The sequence below is a fragment of the Chryseobacterium piperi genome, from assembly GCF_002285635.2.
Classification (GTDB): domain Bacteria; phylum Bacteroidota; class Bacteroidia; order Flavobacteriales; family Weeksellaceae; genus Chryseobacterium; species Chryseobacterium piperi.
The window spans coordinates 3,241,274-3,258,999 of the sequence record NZ_CP023049.2 but is presented as its reverse complement, the minus strand read 5'-3'; the positions used below and the strand labels follow the sequence as shown (position 1 = coordinate 3,258,999).

19 protein-coding genes are annotated in these 17,726 nt (G+C 34.8%); 5 read left to right on the top strand and 14 right to left on the bottom strand.

The window, feature by feature from the left end:
- Window positions 1-9 precede the first annotated feature (9 nt).
- The 4 genes from CJF12_RS14265 to CJF12_RS14250 all read right to left on the bottom strand — a co-directional run bounded on the left by CJF12_RS14265 (window position 10) and on the right by CJF12_RS14250 (window position 2,739).
- Entirely contained in the window at window positions 10-1,020 is a 1,011-nt protein-coding gene (locus tag CJF12_RS14265) for a glycine zipper domain-containing protein (RefSeq protein ID WP_034684493.1), read from the bottom strand.
- Between the two features lie 96 nt (window positions 1,021-1,116).
- Window positions 1,117-1,626: a hypothetical protein gene (locus CJF12_RS14260; RefSeq protein ID WP_034684713.1), complete on the bottom strand. Its 510-nt coding sequence runs from the start codon at window positions 1,624-1,626 to the stop codon at window positions 1,117-1,119.
- 7 nt (window positions 1,627-1,633) lie between these two features.
- Window positions 1,634-2,170, bottom strand: a complete 537-nt coding sequence (locus CJF12_RS14255) for a hypothetical protein (RefSeq protein ID WP_034684497.1) — start codon at window positions 2,168-2,170, stop codon at window positions 1,634-1,636.
- A gap of 11 nt (window positions 2,171-2,181) precedes the next feature.
- Window positions 2,182-2,739 (bottom strand): RNA polymerase sigma factor, encoded by a 558-nt coding sequence (locus CJF12_RS14250; protein ID WP_034684500.1) that lies wholly within the window; start codon window positions 2,737-2,739, stop codon window positions 2,182-2,184.
- A gap of 96 nt (window positions 2,740-2,835) precedes the next feature.
- On the opposite strand from CJF12_RS14250, the gene CJF12_RS14245 reads away from it, so the two are divergent.
- From CJF12_RS14245 to porW, 4 genes are all read left to right on the top strand, one after another.
- Window positions 2,836-3,585, top strand: a complete 750-nt coding sequence (locus CJF12_RS14245) for a Rossmann-like and DUF2520 domain-containing protein (protein WP_034684501.1) — start codon at window positions 2,836-2,838, stop codon at window positions 3,583-3,585.
- Window positions 3,575-4,093 (top strand): KdsC family phosphatase, encoded by a 519-nt coding sequence (locus CJF12_RS14240; protein ID WP_034684505.1) that lies wholly within the window; start codon window positions 3,575-3,577, stop codon window positions 4,091-4,093. Before CJF12_RS14245 ends, CJF12_RS14240 begins: the two co-directional genes overlap by 11 nt.
- Before the next feature lie 9 nt (window positions 4,094-4,102).
- Entirely contained in the window at window positions 4,103-4,657 is a 555-nt protein-coding gene (locus CJF12_RS14235) for a Maf family protein (RefSeq protein WP_034684508.1), read from the top strand.
- A gap of 86 nt (window positions 4,658-4,743) precedes the next feature.
- Window positions 4,744-7,353 (top strand): type IX secretion system periplasmic lipoprotein PorW/SprE, encoded by a 2,610-nt coding sequence (porW, locus tag CJF12_RS14230; protein WP_084675639.1) that lies wholly within the window; start codon window positions 4,744-4,746, stop codon window positions 7,351-7,353.
- A gap of 69 nt (window positions 7,354-7,422) precedes the next feature.
- Here the strand turns inward: porW and tsaB are convergent, their stop codons facing one another.
- The 9 genes from tsaB to rpiB form a co-directional block, all read right to left on the bottom strand.
- Window positions 7,423-8,097: a tRNA (adenosine(37)-N6)-threonylcarbamoyltransferase complex dimerization subunit type 1 TsaB gene (gene tsaB, locus CJF12_RS14225; protein WP_034684511.1), complete on the bottom strand. Its 675-nt coding sequence runs from the start codon at window positions 8,095-8,097 to the stop codon at window positions 7,423-7,425.
- An 88-nt stretch (window positions 8,098-8,185) separates the two neighbouring features.
- Window positions 8,186-8,935, bottom strand: a complete 750-nt coding sequence (locus CJF12_RS14220) for an SDR family NAD(P)-dependent oxidoreductase (RefSeq protein ID WP_034684514.1) — start codon at window positions 8,933-8,935, stop codon at window positions 8,186-8,188.
- Window positions 8,936-9,021: 86 nt separating this feature from the next.
- Window positions 9,022-9,393 (bottom strand): YraN family protein, encoded by a 372-nt coding sequence (locus tag CJF12_RS14215; RefSeq protein ID WP_034684517.1) that lies wholly within the window; start codon window positions 9,391-9,393, stop codon window positions 9,022-9,024.
- Window positions 9,393-9,800, bottom strand: a complete 408-nt coding sequence (locus tag CJF12_RS14210; RefSeq protein WP_034684521.1) for a GNAT family N-acetyltransferase — start codon at window positions 9,798-9,800, stop codon at window positions 9,393-9,395. The genes CJF12_RS14215 and CJF12_RS14210 overlap by 1 nt, the downstream gene beginning before the upstream one ends.
- Before the next feature lie 6 nt (window positions 9,801-9,806).
- Entirely contained in the window at window positions 9,807-10,736 is a 930-nt protein-coding gene (locus tag CJF12_RS14205; RefSeq protein ID WP_034684523.1) for a S66 peptidase family protein, read from the bottom strand.
- Window positions 10,733-11,419, bottom strand: a complete 687-nt coding sequence (locus CJF12_RS14200; protein WP_034684526.1) for a LysE family translocator — start codon at window positions 11,417-11,419, stop codon at window positions 10,733-10,735. The genes CJF12_RS14205 and CJF12_RS14200 overlap by 4 nt, the downstream gene beginning before the upstream one ends.
- A 62-nt stretch (window positions 11,420-11,481) precedes the next feature.
- Window positions 11,482-13,629, bottom strand: a complete 2,148-nt coding sequence (rnr, locus tag CJF12_RS14195; RefSeq protein ID WP_034684529.1) for a ribonuclease R — start codon at window positions 13,627-13,629, stop codon at window positions 11,482-11,484.
- Between the two features lie 47 nt (window positions 13,630-13,676).
- Window positions 13,677-13,859 carry a hypothetical protein gene (locus CJF12_RS19955; RefSeq protein ID WP_131329540.1) on the bottom strand — a complete coding sequence of 61 codons (183 nt, stop codon included), beginning with the start codon at window positions 13,857-13,859 and terminating at the stop codon, window positions 13,677-13,679.
- 249 nt (window positions 13,860-14,108) lie between these two features.
- Window positions 14,109-14,543, bottom strand: coding sequence for a ribose 5-phosphate isomerase B (rpiB, locus tag CJF12_RS14185; protein ID WP_034684535.1), 435 nt, complete (start codon window positions 14,541-14,543; stop codon window positions 14,109-14,111).
- A gap of 542 nt (window positions 14,544-15,085) precedes the next feature.
- On the opposite strand from rpiB, the gene CJF12_RS14180 reads away from it, so the two are divergent.
- Window positions 15,086-16,276 (top strand): phosphoglycerate kinase, encoded by a 1,191-nt coding sequence (locus CJF12_RS14180; protein WP_034684537.1) that lies wholly within the window; start codon window positions 15,086-15,088, stop codon window positions 16,274-16,276.
- Between the two features lie 592 nt (window positions 16,277-16,868).
- On the opposite strand, the gene CJF12_RS14175 is transcribed toward CJF12_RS14180, so the two are convergent.
- Complete coding sequence (locus tag CJF12_RS14175) at window positions 16,869-17,690, bottom strand: class I SAM-dependent methyltransferase (RefSeq protein ID WP_034684542.1); 822 nt, start codon at window positions 17,688-17,690, stop codon at window positions 16,869-16,871.
- Window positions 17,691-17,726 lie beyond the last annotated feature (36 nt).

Genomic DNA, 17,726 nt, shown 5'->3' with positions numbered 1-17,726 from the left:
ATTGAAAATTTATTTCTCGAAAATGTAAGATCCGGTTAAAGAATCAATAGTAACTTTCGATATTGTGGGAGTTTTAAGTCCAAAACCATTCATTGCTTCCGCATTAGATACGGAGTCAATAGCTGCGCCAATAAGTGCACCAACTACACCTCCTGCAGCAGCTCCCACCATCATTCCTGTAGAACTCTTTTCTTTAAAAAGCTGCTGACGTGATGAAACAATAAAAAAGCCTTCACTCCCTTTTAACATTTCTACAAACCCTAATGGAGTAAGACGATAAGCCTTTCCTGCGTCCACATAACAATATGCCTCACTCATAGAAACCTGTAATTCATTATGTTTAATTCTCACTACTTTTCCTTTTCTATTTTTTTCAACCATGTAACCAGGCTCTGGTACTTGATCGTAAAAACCTTTGAAATTCGTATATACTCCGTCTTTCAGAACAGAATTATTAAATGCTTTATAATTCTTACTGAGATATTGGTTATACTTTTCTATTTCATTTTCTGGAATAACTTCACTTGAAACGGTACTTATATAAGATCCTTTGATAAATTCCGAAAAGACCATTGCTATCTGGCCAGCCAGGTCTCGTGGATCTGAAACGACAACATTATCAAAACGGTTAGCAAAATAATATCTGCTATTTCTTTTGATAAAGCTTGAAATTGTGATTTTAGCTTTACCAAATATCTTTTTTTGACCAGGATCCTGTTCATTATATACTTTTAATTCTTCCAGAATCAAAACAATATCATTATTTCCTTTTACCTTATTCTCTTCTTCAAACCATTTTTCTATAGAACTTTCCAACTCTTCATTAGCAAACTTCACTTCTATCTCTTCATTTTTATGTGATACTTTGCCTATTACCTTATCTTTTCGGTTATCAATTAAAATAAGAGATTTTGTCATTCCTCTTTTATCTTTGATATTTTGCGTTAATTTAATTAACTCAATTTTCTGTGCCGACAACGAAAGCGATAATAAAAGAAAGAAGAATAGTTTTTTCATCATATTAATTTTTTTGTGCTAAAGTAAGCATTCCCATTAAATCAAACGACTCTTACAAAAAGATTCGTAAGAGTCGTCCAACATTAAAAAAATAAACTATTATGGGTTCTGTTTTTGCTTTGCCGTATTGTCGTGTATATGAGTTTTTCTGTCATTCATCTTATCTCTCATCATCCACTCAGATTGAAACAGTTTCAATACTTTTTGGCAAGGTACTACCTGCTGCATTTTCTCAGCATATTTTTTTCTATTATCTAATAATTTCTGCCCCAGCTCGAAGCTTTGCTGCAACTTAACTTTTGCTTCGTCATCAGATAGCGTCTCCGGATTAAAGTTAGGATTAAACTGACTTTTAATCTGTTTCTGACTATCTATATATTCATTATAAACAGCTGTAAATTCAGCTTTATTTTTAGGGTCTACATCAAGGTTGTCCAAGATCATATTATCTCTGAATTTTTTCAGAAGTTCTTTTCTCTCCTCAGGGGAAAGGTTGTTGATTATTTCCTTTCGCTGCTTAGAGTCCATTTTCTTCCAATCATAATCCGTTCTTTGGGCATTTAAGCCAAAACCGCAAATAATAAAAAGGGTAAATAATATCTTTTTCATCTTTCTTTTAATTATATAAGTCCAAATAAACATCCTGAGTCGAGTTATTTGCTAACTCTGCAATTTCTGTATTAGAAAACGAATCGAGATATTCGTTCATTCGGGTTTCAGTTTGTTTTGAAACAGTCTTAGCTGTTTTTGGTTTTATGGTGTTATTTACTTCAATATTCTGCGGATACACAGAGTTTTTACTTTCCTGATTTACAACTATTTGATTGTTATTTTCGACAGAAGTTAAATCAGATGTCAGCGTTTCATAGGCTATCTCACTTTCGCTTTTTGCGGACGGGTTATTTTGCGCATAATTCACTTGCGTATTCCCGGAATCTTTTGTTGTATTACTATTGGAATTTAAAACAAAAGTACTCCCAAAAATCAAAGCTAATGACGCAGCAACTGCATACACCCAATTTAATTTGAAAACAGGTGCTTTTTTATTTGCTTTCACGTCATTCATTACTCTCTCCTGAATGGTACTGAACATATCATCCGGAACTTTGTAAATGTTTTTACGTTCTAATTTCTCTATATCGAATTCTTTCATCTGTTTGTTGGTCAAAAATTATTTTCGTAATTCTCTTTTATGTATTCTTCTATTTTCTGTTTGGCATAATGATAATTGGTCTTTAGTGTTCCTACGGACATATCTACAATTTTTGATATTTCCTCATAGGGCAGATCATCATAATACCGCATCATAAATACGAGCTTCTGTTTTTCAGGCAGGCTCTGTATAGCATTCTGTAGTAAAATCTGTATTTCGTCGGCATCTTTTTCTGCATTGTCTGCTACAAGATTCTGCATATGGTATTCAGCATCTTCATCTGTCTTCTGCATTTTTTTCATCTTGTTGACTTGCTGTAAAGCTTCGTTGGTAGCTATCCGGTACAACCATGTGTACAATTGACTATCATTTTTGAACTGGTGAAAATTCTGATATGCTTTTATAAATGTGTCCTGCAAAGTATCCTGAGCGAGGTCGCCATCTACAATGATCCTTCTTATATGCCAATACAATCTACTTTGATAAGCATCCATTAACGCACGAACTCCTTTATCCTGAGTTCGTGGGTCTTGCATCAGCGTAATAATTTCCGCGTCTTTAATCTTCATAGATGCTTTTCACTGTTTTGGATTACAAAAATATCTAAAAGTTAAATACTTTCTTCAATTTTTACTCCAAAACTCATAAAATATTATCTTTGTTATATGCAAATTGTAATTATCGGTTCCGGAAATGTGGCCTATCACCTGGCAAAAGCTTTTGTTCTGAATAACATTCCATTAGCACAAATTTTTGGTAGAAACGAAAAAGAAGTGGCGAAAATAGCGGAAGAATTAAAAATTCCCCATTCATCCGAACATCTTGAAGATGCTGATCTGTATATCATCTGCGTCAGCGACAATTCGGTAGAGGATGTTTCTAAACTCATCTCTAAAAAAGACTGCCTTGTCGTTCATACTTCAGGTTCTCTTCCAAAAGAAATTCTGGCAGGGGAGTACAGAAAATCAAGTTTTTACCCGTTACAGACCTTCTCAAAATCCAAAGAGCTCGATTATGGAAAAATCCCATTTTTCATAGAGGCGGAAAATGAGGAAGACAAGAAATTACTATTCGGATTAGCTTCAAAAATATCGAAAAATGTAATGGAGAGTACTTATGAGAAAAGAAAGTATATACACCTTACGGCTGTTTTTGCCTGTAATTTTGTAAATCACCTTTTTTCCAGAGCAAAAGAAATTTCGGATTCCCAGGAGATTCCATTCGATTATTTTTTACCATTAATTGATGAAACGGTACAAAAGATCTACGAGATTGAGCCTAAAGCAGCTCAGACGGGGCCTGCAGTAAGAAATGATGTAAGAGTTTTGGAACTCCATGAGCAATTACTAAAAGACGAAAGTCTTGAAATTTACAAAACAATGAATCACTCTATTAAAAAAATGTATGAGTTATAAAGAGAAATTAAAGGATATCAAAGCATTCGTATTTGATGTAGACGGAGTTTTTACAGATGGCAGTGTATACCTGATGCCTGGCGGGCATATGAGCAGGGTCATGAATGTTTTAGATGGTTATGCAGTAGTTAAAGCATTAAAAAACAATTATTTAATAGGGGTCATTACGGGAGGAAATGATGAAATGGTAAAGCACAGAATCAACTATCTAGGTATTGAAGATTACTACGCTAAGTCCCATAATAAAATGGCCGATTTTGAAGATTTTAAAAAGAAATACAATCTAAAAAATGAAGAGATTCTGACAATGGGAGATGATCTTCCTGACCTTCACATCATGGAAAATTCTGCCATTGCAGCATGTCCGGAAAATGCGGTTCCTGAGATTAAAGGAATTGCTGATTATATTTCAACCAAACAGGGTGGAAGTGGAGCTGTGCGTGATATTATCGAACAGGTAATGAAAGTACAGGGAAACTGGCAGGATGATAATACACAATCCGTATAATAAGCTGATATGAAATTACTTTTAGCATCACAGTCTCCAAGGAGAAAGGAACTGCTGGCCGATTTAGGATTTAATTTTGAAGTGGTGAAAATAGATTGTGAAGAAATCCTTCCTGAAGGAATTGCAATAGAAAATGCAGCAGCTTATCTTTCTAAATTAAAAGCAGATGCATTCCGCTCCCTTCAGAATGATGAAGTTTTATTAACCGCAGATACTGTTGTTGCCATTGACAGCCAAATTCTTGGAAAGCCAAAAGATGATACCGACGCAAAGAATATGCTTCGCCAACTATCAGGAACGACCCATCAGGTCTACACAGGAATTACCATACAGACTTTAGATAAGGTTTTTACTGAAACAGATGTTGCCGATGTAGAGTTTGATGAGATTTCTGATGATGAAATCGATTTTTATATCAAAAATTATAAACCCTTCGATAAGGCCGGAAGCTATGGCGTACAGGAGTGGGCTGGGATGGCAAAAATCAAAAAGCTATCCGGTAGTTTTTACACTATAATGGGGCTTCCTACGCATTTGGTTTATAAAATTTTGAAAGAAATATAAAATTTTTCAAAATAAAATTTTATTATTTTTACAAAATCATCAAACTACTCATAATAAAAAGTAGATTAGCGAGTTATATTGAAATAATGAAAAAGAATATTTTATTCCTTTTGGCAGCGTGTTTTGTTGTCTCCTGTGCCACCAAAGTAAAGAGGCCGGAGCAGCGATCAAAGTTTCTGAAAGGGTTTTCCACATATTATAACACACTATTTAATGCAAAAGATGCATTAAATAGTGAATTTACAACTAGAGATAAGGGTCATAAGGATAATTTTTATGCTCCTTATATCCCTATTCTTACCTATGAAAGCCAGCCTTTGGGTAGTGACCTGGGTCAGTCTGCTGCCTTTGCAGAAAACTCTATGAAAATGGCTGAAGTTAACAGGCCTTCTTCATCAGACCGTGGAACAAAACCAAGCGGCCCTCCAGGCAGACCCGGTCTTGAAGAAATTCCGGGAATGATAAAAGATAAAATCAATTCTGCCATATCCGGACCTGGTGATCCTAACCAACCCGAAACGAAAGGAGCAACTGCACTCGAAATAGCTGAATCAAAAGCACTAAAAGCCATCAATAAATATTCTGTAACCAGAAACGGGGAAGAAAAAAACAAACAAATTTTCGATGCTTATATGATTCTTGTTCAATCAAGAATTTACCAGAATAAATCTTTAGAGGCTCTTGACGCCCTGAATTATGTTTTTACCCATATGAAGGAGGACAAACGACTTCCTTTGGCTAAAATTTATCAGGGAGAAGCTTATGCGCAGATAAAGGATTATCATAAAGCACAGGAGATTTTTTCCAAGCTTAAAGGGGAGAAGATCAACAAGGATTATGATAAGCTACTGAGTATTTATAATTCCCAAGCTCTTTTGGATGCCGGTAAAAAAGAGGAAGCCGTAAAGGAGCTTGACCGGGCCTATGACCTAAACAGCAACCGAAAGCTGAAAAGCAGAATTGCTTTTTTAAGAGGCCAGATTTTAGAGGGTCTTGGACAAAATGAAAAGGCAAGAGAAAGCTTTTTAGCAGCTTATAAATATGCCAATGATTTTGAGTTTGAAGTTAAATCCCAAATAGAAATTGCCAAAACCTTTAATGGGAAGGGGGACTATAAAGGCGCAAAAGATTATCTGGAAAAGATCAGTAATAAAGGCACCTATATGTCCAGAAAAAATGAGTTTTACTATGCTTTAGGTCTTATGGCTAATAAAGCAGGTAAAAAGGAGGAAGGACAGCAATTTTTTAGAAAATCATTGACTGAAAAGGTTTCTGATCCACAAGTGCGTGGTTTGGCATATTATGAAATCGGAAAAAATTATCTGGATAAAAACGATTATATCGGAGCTGGAAGCTATTATGATTCTGCGCTTGCCGTAATGACCTATGAACCTTCTAAAATACTTCTGAAAGATCAATCTGAAAATATTAAGAAAATCTCCAGAAACTACTATCTGATTAAGAAAAATGACAGTATCCTCTCTTTAGCTAAAATGAGTGATGCTCAGAAAACTGATTTTTTTGCCAAGCATATCGCCAAGTTAAAGGCTAAAGAAGAAAAAGAGGAATTGGAAAGAAAACGCGCAGAAAGAAACAAAGGTTTTGATACCGGAGATTATAATTCCAACTCTATTTTTGCCAATAGTTCTACTTCTTTTGAAGACTTCGGAACAGCGCCGAAAGGGTTTTATTTTAGCAATACAGGGACAGTAAGCAAGGGGAGTGCCTCGTTTAAGCAGGTATGGGGAGACAGAGCATTGAGTGACAACTGGCGTTATTCTAAAAAAATGGCCACCATTGATGATATGAAAAATGAAGCATTAGGCGTAACATCAGCACCTAATCCGAGACGTTTTGAACCGGCTTTTTATATTGAGCAGATTCCTACAGACGCAGGAAAGCTTGGCCAGCTAAAAAAGGATAGAGATACCGCTTCTCTAGGTCTTGGGATCATGTACCAGAACTATTTTACCAATACACCATTAGCAACCAAAACGTTGTATGATCTTGTAGATGTAAAGCCAGAAGAAAAAGTTATGCTGCAGGCACTGTATGAAATCTTTGCCATGAATTACGAGAAAACTCCTCAAGCAGGAGAGAAGGCTAAACAAATTCTACTGAAAGATTATGCATATACTTCTTATGCAGAATTTGCAAGAAATCCTAAAAACAATAGTTTTGTAAAGTCTTCAGAAGACGTGGAAAATCAATACAAAAGGGCTTATGCTTTGTTTGAATCAGAGAAATTTGGAGAAAGCAGGGATATCATCGATCAGACTATTCAAAAATATCCCAAAGATGCATTAGTACCCAAGTTATATTTATTAAATGCATTCAATACAGGAAAATCAAGTGGTAAGGAAGTGATGATCTTACAATTGGAACAGATTGCCCTTAATTATTCTAAAACTCCGGAAGGATTGAAAGCCAAGGAAATGCTGAACTACCTTAAAAGTGATCTGGCTGTACAGACTACTGATAATAAAGGAAATGTTATTTCGCAGGATAATATTCCGGCAGAACCTGAACCGGATCCACAGAATAATAATGTCCCACCGCCAATCCCGGATAACAGTTCTCAAAATATTCAGGATGTCAATGCTCCGCCTTCTTTTAAAACTAAATCGAAAAAGCTGAATAATGCTAATCAGAATAATCAGTCAAATCCTAGTTCTGTTCCTCCGAAACCAAAATAAAAATAAAAAAGCGAAGATTAATCTTCGCTTTTTCTATGTATCTGTTTATTTTTTCTATCATATGGAATCTTACGATTTCTTTATCTTTACTCCATGGAAGTCTTTTAAATAAAAAGGTTCGAAATAAGCAATATCTTCCAATTCCTTATCTTTTATTTTCTGTAAAGTTTTCTTTATTAAGTATTGTGAAGAAGGGTAGATGTCTTCATTAAATTCAGCGTTGGGAAGCTGTAAAATTTCCTTTGCTTTTTTAGCTCCATCACCCACAAAGATGATTTTTTTATCTTTCAATTCCTGAAAAGAAGATTCGTCCAGGATCTTGGCTACAGTCGGAGAAGTCTCTTCCCCTGTTGTACCGTCATAAATAGCCGTATAAACCTCCATCCTCCTTGCGTCGACAAATGGTATAACATAATCATAGTTTTGTCCTAAAAAAGGTTCTATCATGCTTTCAAGAGAATTCACTGCAATCAAAGGGATTTTTAATCCATAGCAAAACCCTTTTGCGGAAGCTGCTCCAATTCTTAATCCGGTATATGAGCCAGGCCCTTTTCCCAGAGAAACAGCTTCTATATCCTTCATTGAAATTCCGGCACCTTCCAATGCCCATTCAACAAAAGTATGTAAGCTCTTAGACTGTTTATAGTTTTCAGAAACTTCTTCACAAAGGCAGAGTAGGTTTTCATCATCAGAAATCGCTACCGAGCAGTTTCTTGAAGAGGTCTCAAGATATAGTATTTTCATTTTTCTAAACTAAATTCCAAATTTGCAAAAAAGGCAAAAAAGCACAAATGCCTTACCAATCATCTGGCAAATTTAATCCTTTTTGAGATTATTTCCGATAAATGGTTCTCGGTTCGCTTTGTGCGCTCGGATATATGGTCATATCCGAAACAGTAACGTGTTTTGGAGCGTTTACACAATAAGCAATGGCATCAGCAATATCTTCTGCCTTCAGGGCTTCATATCCGGCATACACGGTAGAAGCTCTTTCACCATCACCTTTGAATCGTACGAGAGAAAATTCTGTCTCTACCGCTCCTGGTTGTATATTGGTTACTTTAATTCCAAACTCCGTTAATTCCAGGCGCATCCCTTCAGAAATAACATCCACTGCTTTTTTGGTAGCACAATATACGACTCCGTTAGCATAAGTTTGTCTTGCTGCCACAGAACTGATATTGATAATATGACCTGCATTTCTCTCTTTCATCCCTGGAATGATCATTTTAGATACGTATAAGAGTCCTTTTACATTTCCGTCGATCATAGAGTCCCAATCATTAGTTTTACCCTCGGAAAGAGGATCTAATCCATGGGCATTTCCCGCATTGTTAATCAAAACATCAATGGTTTTCCATTCTTCAGGAAGACTATTGATCGCTTTTTCTACTTCTTCTAAATTTCGGACATCAAACTTCAGGCTCAGTACTTCAGTAAATTCCGATAATTCGGTTTTTAATGATTCCAGTACTTCATTTCTTCTACCACAGATAATAATTCTGTTGCCTTGCTTTGCCAATAGTTCAGCAGTAGATTTTCCAATTCCGGAAGTAGCTCCGGTTATTAATATTGTTCTCATATATAAATCTAACAATGGAATATAAGAGTGTAACAATCTACCAGTTTACCAATATTATTACATTGGTAGATTGTTACATTGGTAAATTAATTAGCATCAAATGCTTCAAAAGCATCGATTATATGTTCAATAATCAGGGTTCCTTTTTCATCAGGCAAAACCGATATGATATCAAATCGGACCTCTTTATCTTTATTAAATTCTTCAAGATAATGGTTGGCTGCTAAAACGATAGATCTGATTTTGGTTTTAGTAACAGCTTCCTGAGGCAGAATAAAAGCATCAGTTGAACGTGCTTTCACTTCGGTAATGATGATCAAGTGATCTTTCTCTGCTATAATATCAATTTCGGCTTTTTGGAAACGAAAGTTTCTTTCAAGAATAGTATATCCATTCTTTTGCAAGTATTCTACTGCAAGATCTTCTGCCTTTTTTCCGAAATCGTTATGATGGGCCATTATTCAATCTTTAAGGCCATTCCAACAAATTGTGGTTCTACCACTTCAAACCCAAATTTTTCATATAAATGTTTAGCATTCCCATCGGCTATCAAACTTACATAACAGGATTTTGGAAGCTTATTAACGTACTCCATCAGGTGTTCCATGATGGTTTTTTCCAGTCCTTTTCCCTGATAATTGGGATGAACACAAATATCTACAATCTGTGCGAAGGTTCCGTTATCTCCGATAATCCTTCCCATGCCTATAAGCTGAGTACTATCGAGTATCGAAATGGAAAACGTAGTGTTTCCCAAACCTATCTTTGAGGCTGCTTCAGTCTTTTCTGAAAGCCCACACAGTTTTCTCATATTTCTATAATCATCGATAGAAATGTTGTTGGTCAAAACTTTAAAATTCTCCATAATTCTTTAAAATTTAATTTCAGCTTTTGCTTTTATATTCATCTTCAGATTTCCTCCGATGAGCAAAGGTCTGTTATCTTTTATATGCCCGTTTGGAAAACCAAAAACTACAGGGAATTTATATTTTGATATTCTTTCAGAGATCATTTGATAGGCAAATCCATCGAAGCTTTCTGCATAGTCTTTATTGTCTTTTTCATCACCCATATTGGTCATTCCTCCTATAATAAGCCCTTTGATCTTTTTAAAAACACCGGCCAACTCAAGAGTCATGATCATGCGGTCGAGCGCGTAAAAATTCTCACCAATATCTTCGATAAATAATATTTTATCTTTAAAATCAAATGAATATTTTGTTCCAAGCAACGCATAGATCAATGCCAGATTTCCTCCAACAAGCTCTCCTTCAATATTTCCTTCTTTATTCAATGGGTTGGAAGTCAAGCTGTATTTAGGCATTTTACCTTTTAAAATATCAAATATAAGATCGTAGCTTTCATCGGTAACTCCAAAGCTAGAGGTCTTAATGGTTTGTCCATGAATGGAAACAAATCCATTCTTTAGTAAATAACTTTGAATCACAGTATTATCAGAATACCCGATATACCATTTAGGATTTTCTTTAAATTTCTTAAGTTTTAAATGCTGGATCAGCTGCTGGCATCCATATCCTCCTCGTGAGGCCCAGATTGCCGAAATATCAGAATCGTTCAGCGCCCAGTTCATATCTTTTATTCTTTCCTTTTCTGTTCCTGCATAGGTATAGCCGTGAGAAAATTTAGTATAAAGGTGCTCTCCTAGAACGGGTTCGAACCCTTTATTTTTAATCATTTCTATTCCTTTTTGAAGTTGAGGAGCATCTACAGCCCCCGCAGGTGAAATTACAGCTATTTTAGCTCCCTTTTTAAGAGATTTTGGAAAGATATTTTTTTTCATTTTGTTTTTTGATATTTGACTTCTTTCTTCTCGGCTTCTTCAAGCTTCTTGTCAAATTGATTGAACTTCTTAAAGCTTTGTAAAAAGATGAAAAAACTGAATATAATAAGAATAACGCCAACAACCCTTCTGATTTTGTTGGCGAGCTTTTGTGTTAGTTTATAATGAAACTGTTTAGCCAGGAATATTTTGGCTAGGTCAATGCATAAATAAGTCCCGATGACCAAACCTATATAAAGTACGAAATTACTAATGTCCGGATACTGATTTCTCACGGAAATAACCGTTACCAGCCAGAAAAGAATAACTCCTACGTTTAAAAGGTTGAAGAAAAAACCATTAATAAAAGTCTTAAAATAATTTTGACCAATGATCTTTTCTTCACCGGGCATATGCATTTTGGTTCTGGTAACCAGCATGACGACCCCATATACAAAAATAAGAATGGATGTAATCCTATAAAAACCAGGATGTTTATCTATTAAACTTACCAAATCCGCACTGGCATAATACGCTGCCACAATACATAATAAATCAGCTGTAATAACGCCAAGATCTAGTGCTAACGCGTGTCTGGGACCTCTTGAGAAGCTGGTTTCAATTAAAAGGAAAAAAATAGGTCCTATGAAAACCAAGCTTAACATAAATCCTAGGATAATGGCGGAAAGTACAAGTTCAAACATTTAATATGGCTTTAAAACGGAAAATCCATCTCTTTTATACAAATTTAGACTTTATGATTTAATTAATCAACAATCTTAAAATCTAGTTGCTTCTGAATTAAATTGGCTTTAACCACTTTGATCTGAACTTCATCACCTAACTGATATTTTTTACCAGTTCTTGAACCATAAACAGCATGCGTCGACTTATCATAAACATATGAATCGTCTACCAAGTCTCTAAGCTTGATTAGTCCTTCAGCACCGTTTTCAGGAATCTCAACCCAAAATCCGAATTCCGCCACTCCTGAAATCACTCCCATAAAGGTTTCTCCAAGGTGTTTTTCCATGAATTTCACCTGCATGAATTTGATCGAATCTCTTTCTGCATCAGCTGCCAATCTTTCCATTGAGCTGCAATGTTTTGATTTTTCTTCTACTTCTTCTCTGTTAGGAGATTTTCCTCCGTCCAGATAATGTTGTAACAAACGATGTGCAATCAAATCGGGATAACGACGAATAGGAGAGGTGAAGTGCGAATAATACTCAAATCCCAAACCGTAATGTCCAATAGGATCGGTAGAGTAAACAGCTTTACTCATACTTCTCATGGCTAAGGTCTCGATCATATTTTCTTCTCCTTTTCCTTTTACATCACTCAATAATCTGTTTAAAGATTCAGCTACTTTTTTCGTATTGGCAAGATCCATCTTATATCCGAATGTAGAAACGAAATCTCTTAATGCTTCTAATTTAGCAGGATCCGGATCATCATGAACCCTGTAAATAAATGTATTATTGGTAGGTTGTCCTTTTGACAGTGAGACAAATTCCGACACTTTCCTGTTGGCTAAAAGCATAAACTCTTCGATCAAATGGTTTGAATCTTTACTTATCTTAAAGTAAACACCAATTGGCTGACTGTTTTCATCCAGATTAAATCGTACTTCACTTCTGTCAAACGTGATTGCTCCTTTACGGATACGTTCTGCACGCATGATTTTTGCCAAGCTGTCAAGAACTAAAATCTCCTCAGCATAATCTCCTTCTTTTGTTTCGAGTCTTTCCTGTGCCTCTTCATAAGTAAATCTTCTGTCAGAATGAATTACTGTTCTTCCAAACCATTGTTTTTTAACTTCAGCCTGATCATTCAATTCGAAAACAGCTGAAAAAGTATATTTATCTTCGTTGGGACGAAGCGAGCATACATCATTACTTAAAACTTCGGGTAACATAGGAACCACTCTGTCTACAAGGTAAACAGAAGTTGCTCTCTGATAGGCTTCATCATCCAGGATAGTTCCTGGAATTACATAATGTGAAACATCTGCAATATGAACTCCTATTTCCCAGTTTCCATTGTCTAATTTTCTGATAGACAAAGCATCATCAAAGTCTTTTGCATCTTTAGGGTCAATTGTGAATGTCGTAATATCACGCATATCCCAACGTTTTGCAACTTCCTCATCTATAATTCTTCTGTCGATTTTATCGGCATCTCTTTCTACTTCTTCAGGGAATTGATACGGTAACCCGTATTCTGCAAGGATAGAGTGAATCTCTGTTTCGTGCTCTCCAGGAGCTCCCAAAACCTGAATGATTTCACCTTCAGGATTTTTATCTCCCGGTTTCCATTCCGTCATTTTAACGACAACTTTATCACCATCTTCAGCGCCTCCGAATTTACCTTTGGGAATAAAAATATCGGTATTAATCGATTTTTTATCACAAACAACAAATCCGAATTCTTTATGGGGAACCACTTGTAAAGTTCCTACAAATTCGGTTCTTCCTCTTTCTATAACTTCCAAAACGGAGCCTTCCAGTTTCTTTCCTTTATAAGTATAGGTAACTATTAATACCTTATCTCCCTGAAGGGCATCTTTAACATTTTTAGAGTGAATGAAAATATCATCTTTCATTCCTTCAACGGTTACATAGGCATTTCCTGATTGGTTAAAATCTATAGTCCCTGTTAAAGTTCCCGCGATCTTAAGATTGACAATATATTTTCCTTTATCCGTTTCTTTAATCTTTTCTGAAGACTGCAATTTATGCAGGGCCTGAATAACAAGTTCCCTCTGTCTGGGATTTTTGTAATCTATTCCATCAGCGATCTGCTTATAATTATAGATCTTGGATGAGTTTTCATTCATAAAACGTAGGATCAATCTTCCGATCTCCATGAGTTTATGGTCATTTTTTTGACTTATATATCTTCTTTTTTTCATTTTTTAATTTTAATTTTAAATTGGATTTGAGATACCAGGACAGCTCATTACATCTTCACCATTATATATAACGGAATAAAAATATTCTGATCCTGAATCTCATCATCACCGGTATCAGCAAGACAGATTCTTTTTCTGAACTTTCTTAAAGTCTCTTTATCATTGAATTCCCAGGTATGGAAACTATGGAATGCAGCATATAATATGGGAGGTGCTTTAATTATTATCAAAATTTTAATTTCTTCTTTTAATCCAACTACATCAATTTTCTTTCCAACTATTTTACAATGGGGGCTTTTGTTTTGTATAAATTTAATACAAATATGGAGAAGAGGGGAGAAAAACCTTTTATTAAATATCATTAAAATATAAAAAAGGTCCCAATGAGAATTATAGAATCTATCTTCTATCTGATACCGCAAAGGTAGTAAATAAAAAATAAATAAGGCTTGCAAATTGATTTACAAGCCTTTATATTTTTAACAAACAGCAATTTTATCAACTCTGTTTTGATGTCTTCCACCTTCAAAATCTGTTGAAAGAAATTTCTCTACAATTTCAATTGCCAGTTCTTTCGAAATAAATCTTGCAGGCATTGAAATCATATTCGCATCATTATGCTGTCTTGCCAGCGATGCAATCTCCGGCATCCAGCAAAGAGCGCAACGAATTTTCTGGTGCTTGTTGGCAGTGATTTGCACTCCGTTTCCGCTTCCGCAAATCAAAATTCCTAATTCGTTCTCTCCATTTTCTACTGATGTTGCAGCAGGGTGCACAAAGTCAGGATAATCCACACTGTCTGTGGAGAACGTTCCAAAATCCTGAATTTCAAATCGTTCTGAAAAATAGTTCTTAACAATCTCCTTATATTCAAACCCCGCATGATCAGCTGCAATGGCAATTTTTCTTTTCATAATTATAGTATTAAACTTTAAATAGATTTTATTTCAATACAAATTTAAGTATTAAATATCAATTGTTAGTTTTCCACTAGTTAATTGTGAAAAGCAATGTGAATAACTGTGGAAAACTTTTATTAACTAAATAATTTTTGAATACTAAAATTTACTAATGAGAAAATTCTCCGGAATCTCAACACAAAATTTTCAAAATCTTTTTGGGAGTAATCTGTAGTTTTTCCATAAACAAGTAATTAATAATCCAAATTGTTAACAACTCAGCGATTTTTGTTAGTAAGTACCTGAATAATCAGATTCACAAGAAATTATATTGTGAATTAAATATGAATTAAGTGTTATCAACTTTTTAGAGTAGAGTTATCCCCGAAACTCACAACACTCAACAACAATACTCATTCTTTATTTTCTTTTAAAAAAAAAATTGTTGATTAGTGAGTGTTGGGTTTGTGGGAAGTTTTTTGAAAACTTTTGTTTGATTCGATCTTTTTGAAAAGTTTAAAATCTTACATTTGTGAAACGAAAATTCAACGATATTTATGAAAACAATCAATGATTTCAATTTTAAAGATAAGAAGGCTCTGGTAAGAGTAGATTTTAATGTTCCGCTGGATGATCAGTTTAAAGTTACGGATAATACAAGAATCGTTGCTGTAAAACCCACAGTAGAGAAAATTCTTCAGGATGGCGGATCGGTTATTTTAATGACGCACTTCGGAAGACCTAAAGGAGAGGTAAAAGATGAATTTTCACTAAAACATATTTTAGCAGACGTTTCTAATGTTCTGGGACAGCAGGTAAAGTTTATAGACGAGTCTATAGGTCCTAAAGCTGAACAGGCTGCCTCTGATCTTAAGCCGGGAGAAATCTTATTATTGGAGAATCTGCGTTTTCATAGTGAAGAGGAAAAAGGAGATGAAGGGTTTGCTGAGCAGCTTTCTAAGTTAGGAGATGCTTATGTAAACGATGCATTTGGTACAGCACACAGAGCTCATGCCTCTACAGCTGTTATCGCTAATTATTTTCCATCAACTAAATTTTTCGGTTTATTGATGGCTAAAGAACTAAAAGCTATTGATAGAGTATTAAAGAATGGAGAACGTCCTGTTACTGCGATACTTGGAGGATCAAAGGTTTCAACTAAAATTACCATTATAGAAAATATGCTGCCAGCAATAGACAATTTAATCATTGGTGGTGGAATGGCATTTACTTTTATAAAAGCTCTTGGAGGAAAGATCGGAAATTCTCTAGTAGAAGATGATAAATTGCATTTGTCACTTGAGATTTTGGAAAAGGCAAAAGAAAATCATGTAAAAGTTTATCTTCCGTCTGATTGTATCATTGCTGAAAACTTTAGTAACGATGCAGAGAGAAAAGATGTAGATATTTATGCAATACCTGAAGGATGGATGGGATTAGACGCTGGTCCAAAATCAAGAGATTTATTTAATGATGTTCTTTTAAATTCAAGAACTATTTTATGGAATGGTCCGATAGGTGTTTTTGAAATGTCCAACTTTGCTGCGGGAACTATAGCTCTTGGAGATAGTATTGCTGAAGCTACACAGCTAGGAGCATTTTCTCTAGTAGGAGGAGGGGATAGCGTAGCATTTGTTAAGCAGTTCGGATATGGAGATAAAGTAAGTTATGTTTCTACCGGAGGTGGAGCAATGCTTGAAAGCCTTGAAGGTTTGGAGCTTCCTGGAGTTGCTGCCATTAACAAATAAATAATTATATAGTATATAATATTAAAGTCTGCTGATTTTTCGGCAGACTTTTTTATTTTGCTTTGCTTCATTCTGAATGACACCATTGGTTTTCAGTTTCAGAGTTTGTCATTCTGAAAGAATCTAAACATCGTCTGCTTATAAATTAGTTTCTCGATATGCTCCATTTTACTTCATTACTCGAAGTGACGGATTCATATAAGATCATAGTACATTTCCAATGACACTATTGGGAATTCAATTTTTGAGTTTGTCATTTCGACATAGGAGAAATCTCTTAGTAATCTAACTTCTAATGATTTCTTATTGTTTAGATTCTTCGTTCCACTCCTGAACTACGCCTTCAGACTTATCGTCTGTATTCTGAATGACATTACCCTGTTTTTGAAATTGAAGATAATAAATTTGGTTTCAAGAATATACAGAGTAGGGAAGAGGAAAGAAAATTTTTTATTTGTTATGTCATACATCTATCATCTGTATAAACGAGAAATCAGAAACAGAAAAAAACTCTGAGAATTTTCAGAGTTTTTTATTTTTAAGTCAAAATCGGTGAAAATTAACCTTCAGAAATAGCTCAAAAATCGATTTTCTATCTTTTTTCGATAATGTATATCAAACTGGAAAATTCGTTAGAAAAAAGTGCTTTTACGTTAGAAATCGTTCCGTGAACCACTGCTTTTAGCCAAAAAAGAGGAGATTTTTTGTATTTTTCGCTCAACATGGAGATGTAATAAGAGTCCAGGACCAAAGGTTTGATTTTTCTCATTTTCCAATCCGGATTTTTTGAGATCAGGTTTTCCATTCCATTTTTTGAAAAATGATAGATGTGTCTGGGTACATCATATGCAGCCCAGTATTCTTTGTAATGTTTGGCATCATAAGAAGTAGGGTTGGGAACAGCGATAATTAATAATCCTTTTTCTTTTAGTTTATCATGAAAAATACTTAGGATTTCATTCTGGTTTTCAATATGCTCAAATACATGCCATAGTGTGATAGCGTCCAGACTTTTATCTTCTATTAATTGAATATCATCTATAATCTGTGCTGAGGAGATTTTGTTTTTTGCTGCTTTTCTTGCATCTGAATCCGGTTCGAAACCAAAAGTTTCAAAATCATTTTCAATATATTTTACAAATTCACCGGCACCACATCCGTAATCCAATACTCTGGAATTCTTTTTTATTCTGTCAATAAGAATTGTTTTTTTATACTGCAGATTAAAAGATTGTAGAAATTTGTAAAGCTTTTCTTTTAAACTTCCTGAATCCTGGTGATGAGAAATGTAGTCTTCACTTTCGTAATATTTTGAAATATTGGATGGAATAGGGGAGGTTTTAAAAACTCCACTGGTTTCTGTTTCTTTGATTTCAAATATTTCCTGAGTAAGAAAATGATCTTTAATTTTCATTTAATTATTCTTTTATATTAAAAATTAAGATATTTA

Bases quoted from the DNA above. Each gene is read 5' to 3' on its own strand.
- CJF12_RS14220 (WP_034684514.1), bottom strand. From the start codon at position 8,935: ATGAGAACAATATTAATAACCGGAGCTACTTCCGGAATTGGAAAATCT.
- CJF12_RS14265 (WP_034684493.1), bottom strand. From the start codon at position 1,020: ATGATGAAAAAACTATTCTTCTTTCTTTTATTATCGCTTTCGTTGTCG.
- CJF12_RS14260 (WP_034684713.1), bottom strand. From the start codon at position 1,626: ATGAAAAAGATATTATTTACCCTTTTTATTATTTGCGGTTTTGGCTTA.
- CJF12_RS14250 (WP_034684500.1), bottom strand. From the start codon at position 2,739: ATGAAGATTAAAGACGCGGAAATTATTACGCTGATGCAAGACCCACGA.
- CJF12_RS14210 (WP_034684521.1), bottom strand. From the start codon at position 9,800: ATGGAGAATTTTAAAGTTTTGACCAACAACATTTCTATCGATGATTAT.
- porW (WP_084675639.1), top strand. From the start codon at position 4,744: ATGAAAAAGAATATTTTATTCCTTTTGGCAGCGTGTTTTGTTGTCTCC.
- CJF12_RS14240 (WP_034684505.1), top strand. From the start codon at position 3,575: ATGAGTTATAAAGAGAAATTAAAGGATATCAAAGCATTCGTATTTGAT.
- CJF12_RS14255 (WP_034684497.1), bottom strand. From the start codon at position 2,170: ATGAAAGAATTCGATATAGAGAAATTAGAACGTAAAAACATTTACAAA.
- rnr (WP_034684529.1), bottom strand. From the start codon at position 13,629: ATGAAAAAAAGAAGATATATAAGTCAAAAAAATGACCATAAACTCATG.
- CJF12_RS14245 (WP_034684501.1), top strand. From the start codon at position 2,836: ATGCAAATTGTAATTATCGGTTCCGGAAATGTGGCCTATCACCTGGCA.
- tsaB (WP_034684511.1), bottom strand. From the start codon at position 8,097: ATGAAAATACTATATCTTGAGACCTCTTCAAGAAACTGCTCGGTAGCG.
- CJF12_RS14200 (WP_034684526.1), bottom strand. From the start codon at position 11,419: ATGTTTGAACTTGTACTTTCCGCCATTATCCTAGGATTTATGTTAAGC.
- rpiB (WP_034684535.1), bottom strand. From the start codon at position 14,543: ATGAAAAGAAAAATTGCCATTGCAGCTGATCATGCGGGGTTTGAATAT.
- CJF12_RS14215 (WP_034684517.1), bottom strand. From the start codon at position 9,393: ATGGCCCATCATAACGATTTCGGAAAAAAGGCAGAAGATCTTGCAGTA.
- CJF12_RS14235 (WP_034684508.1), top strand. From the start codon at position 4,103: ATGAAATTACTTTTAGCATCACAGTCTCCAAGGAGAAAGGAACTGCTG.
- CJF12_RS14205 (WP_034684523.1), bottom strand. From the start codon at position 10,736: ATGAAAAAAAATATCTTTCCAAAATCTCTTAAAAAGGGAGCTAAAATA.
- CJF12_RS14175 (WP_034684542.1), bottom strand. From the start codon at position 17,690: ATGAAAATTAAAGATCATTTTCTTACTCAGGAAATATTTGAAATCAAA.
- CJF12_RS14180 (WP_034684537.1), top strand. From the start codon at position 15,086: ATGAAAACAATCAATGATTTCAATTTTAAAGATAAGAAGGCTCTGGTA.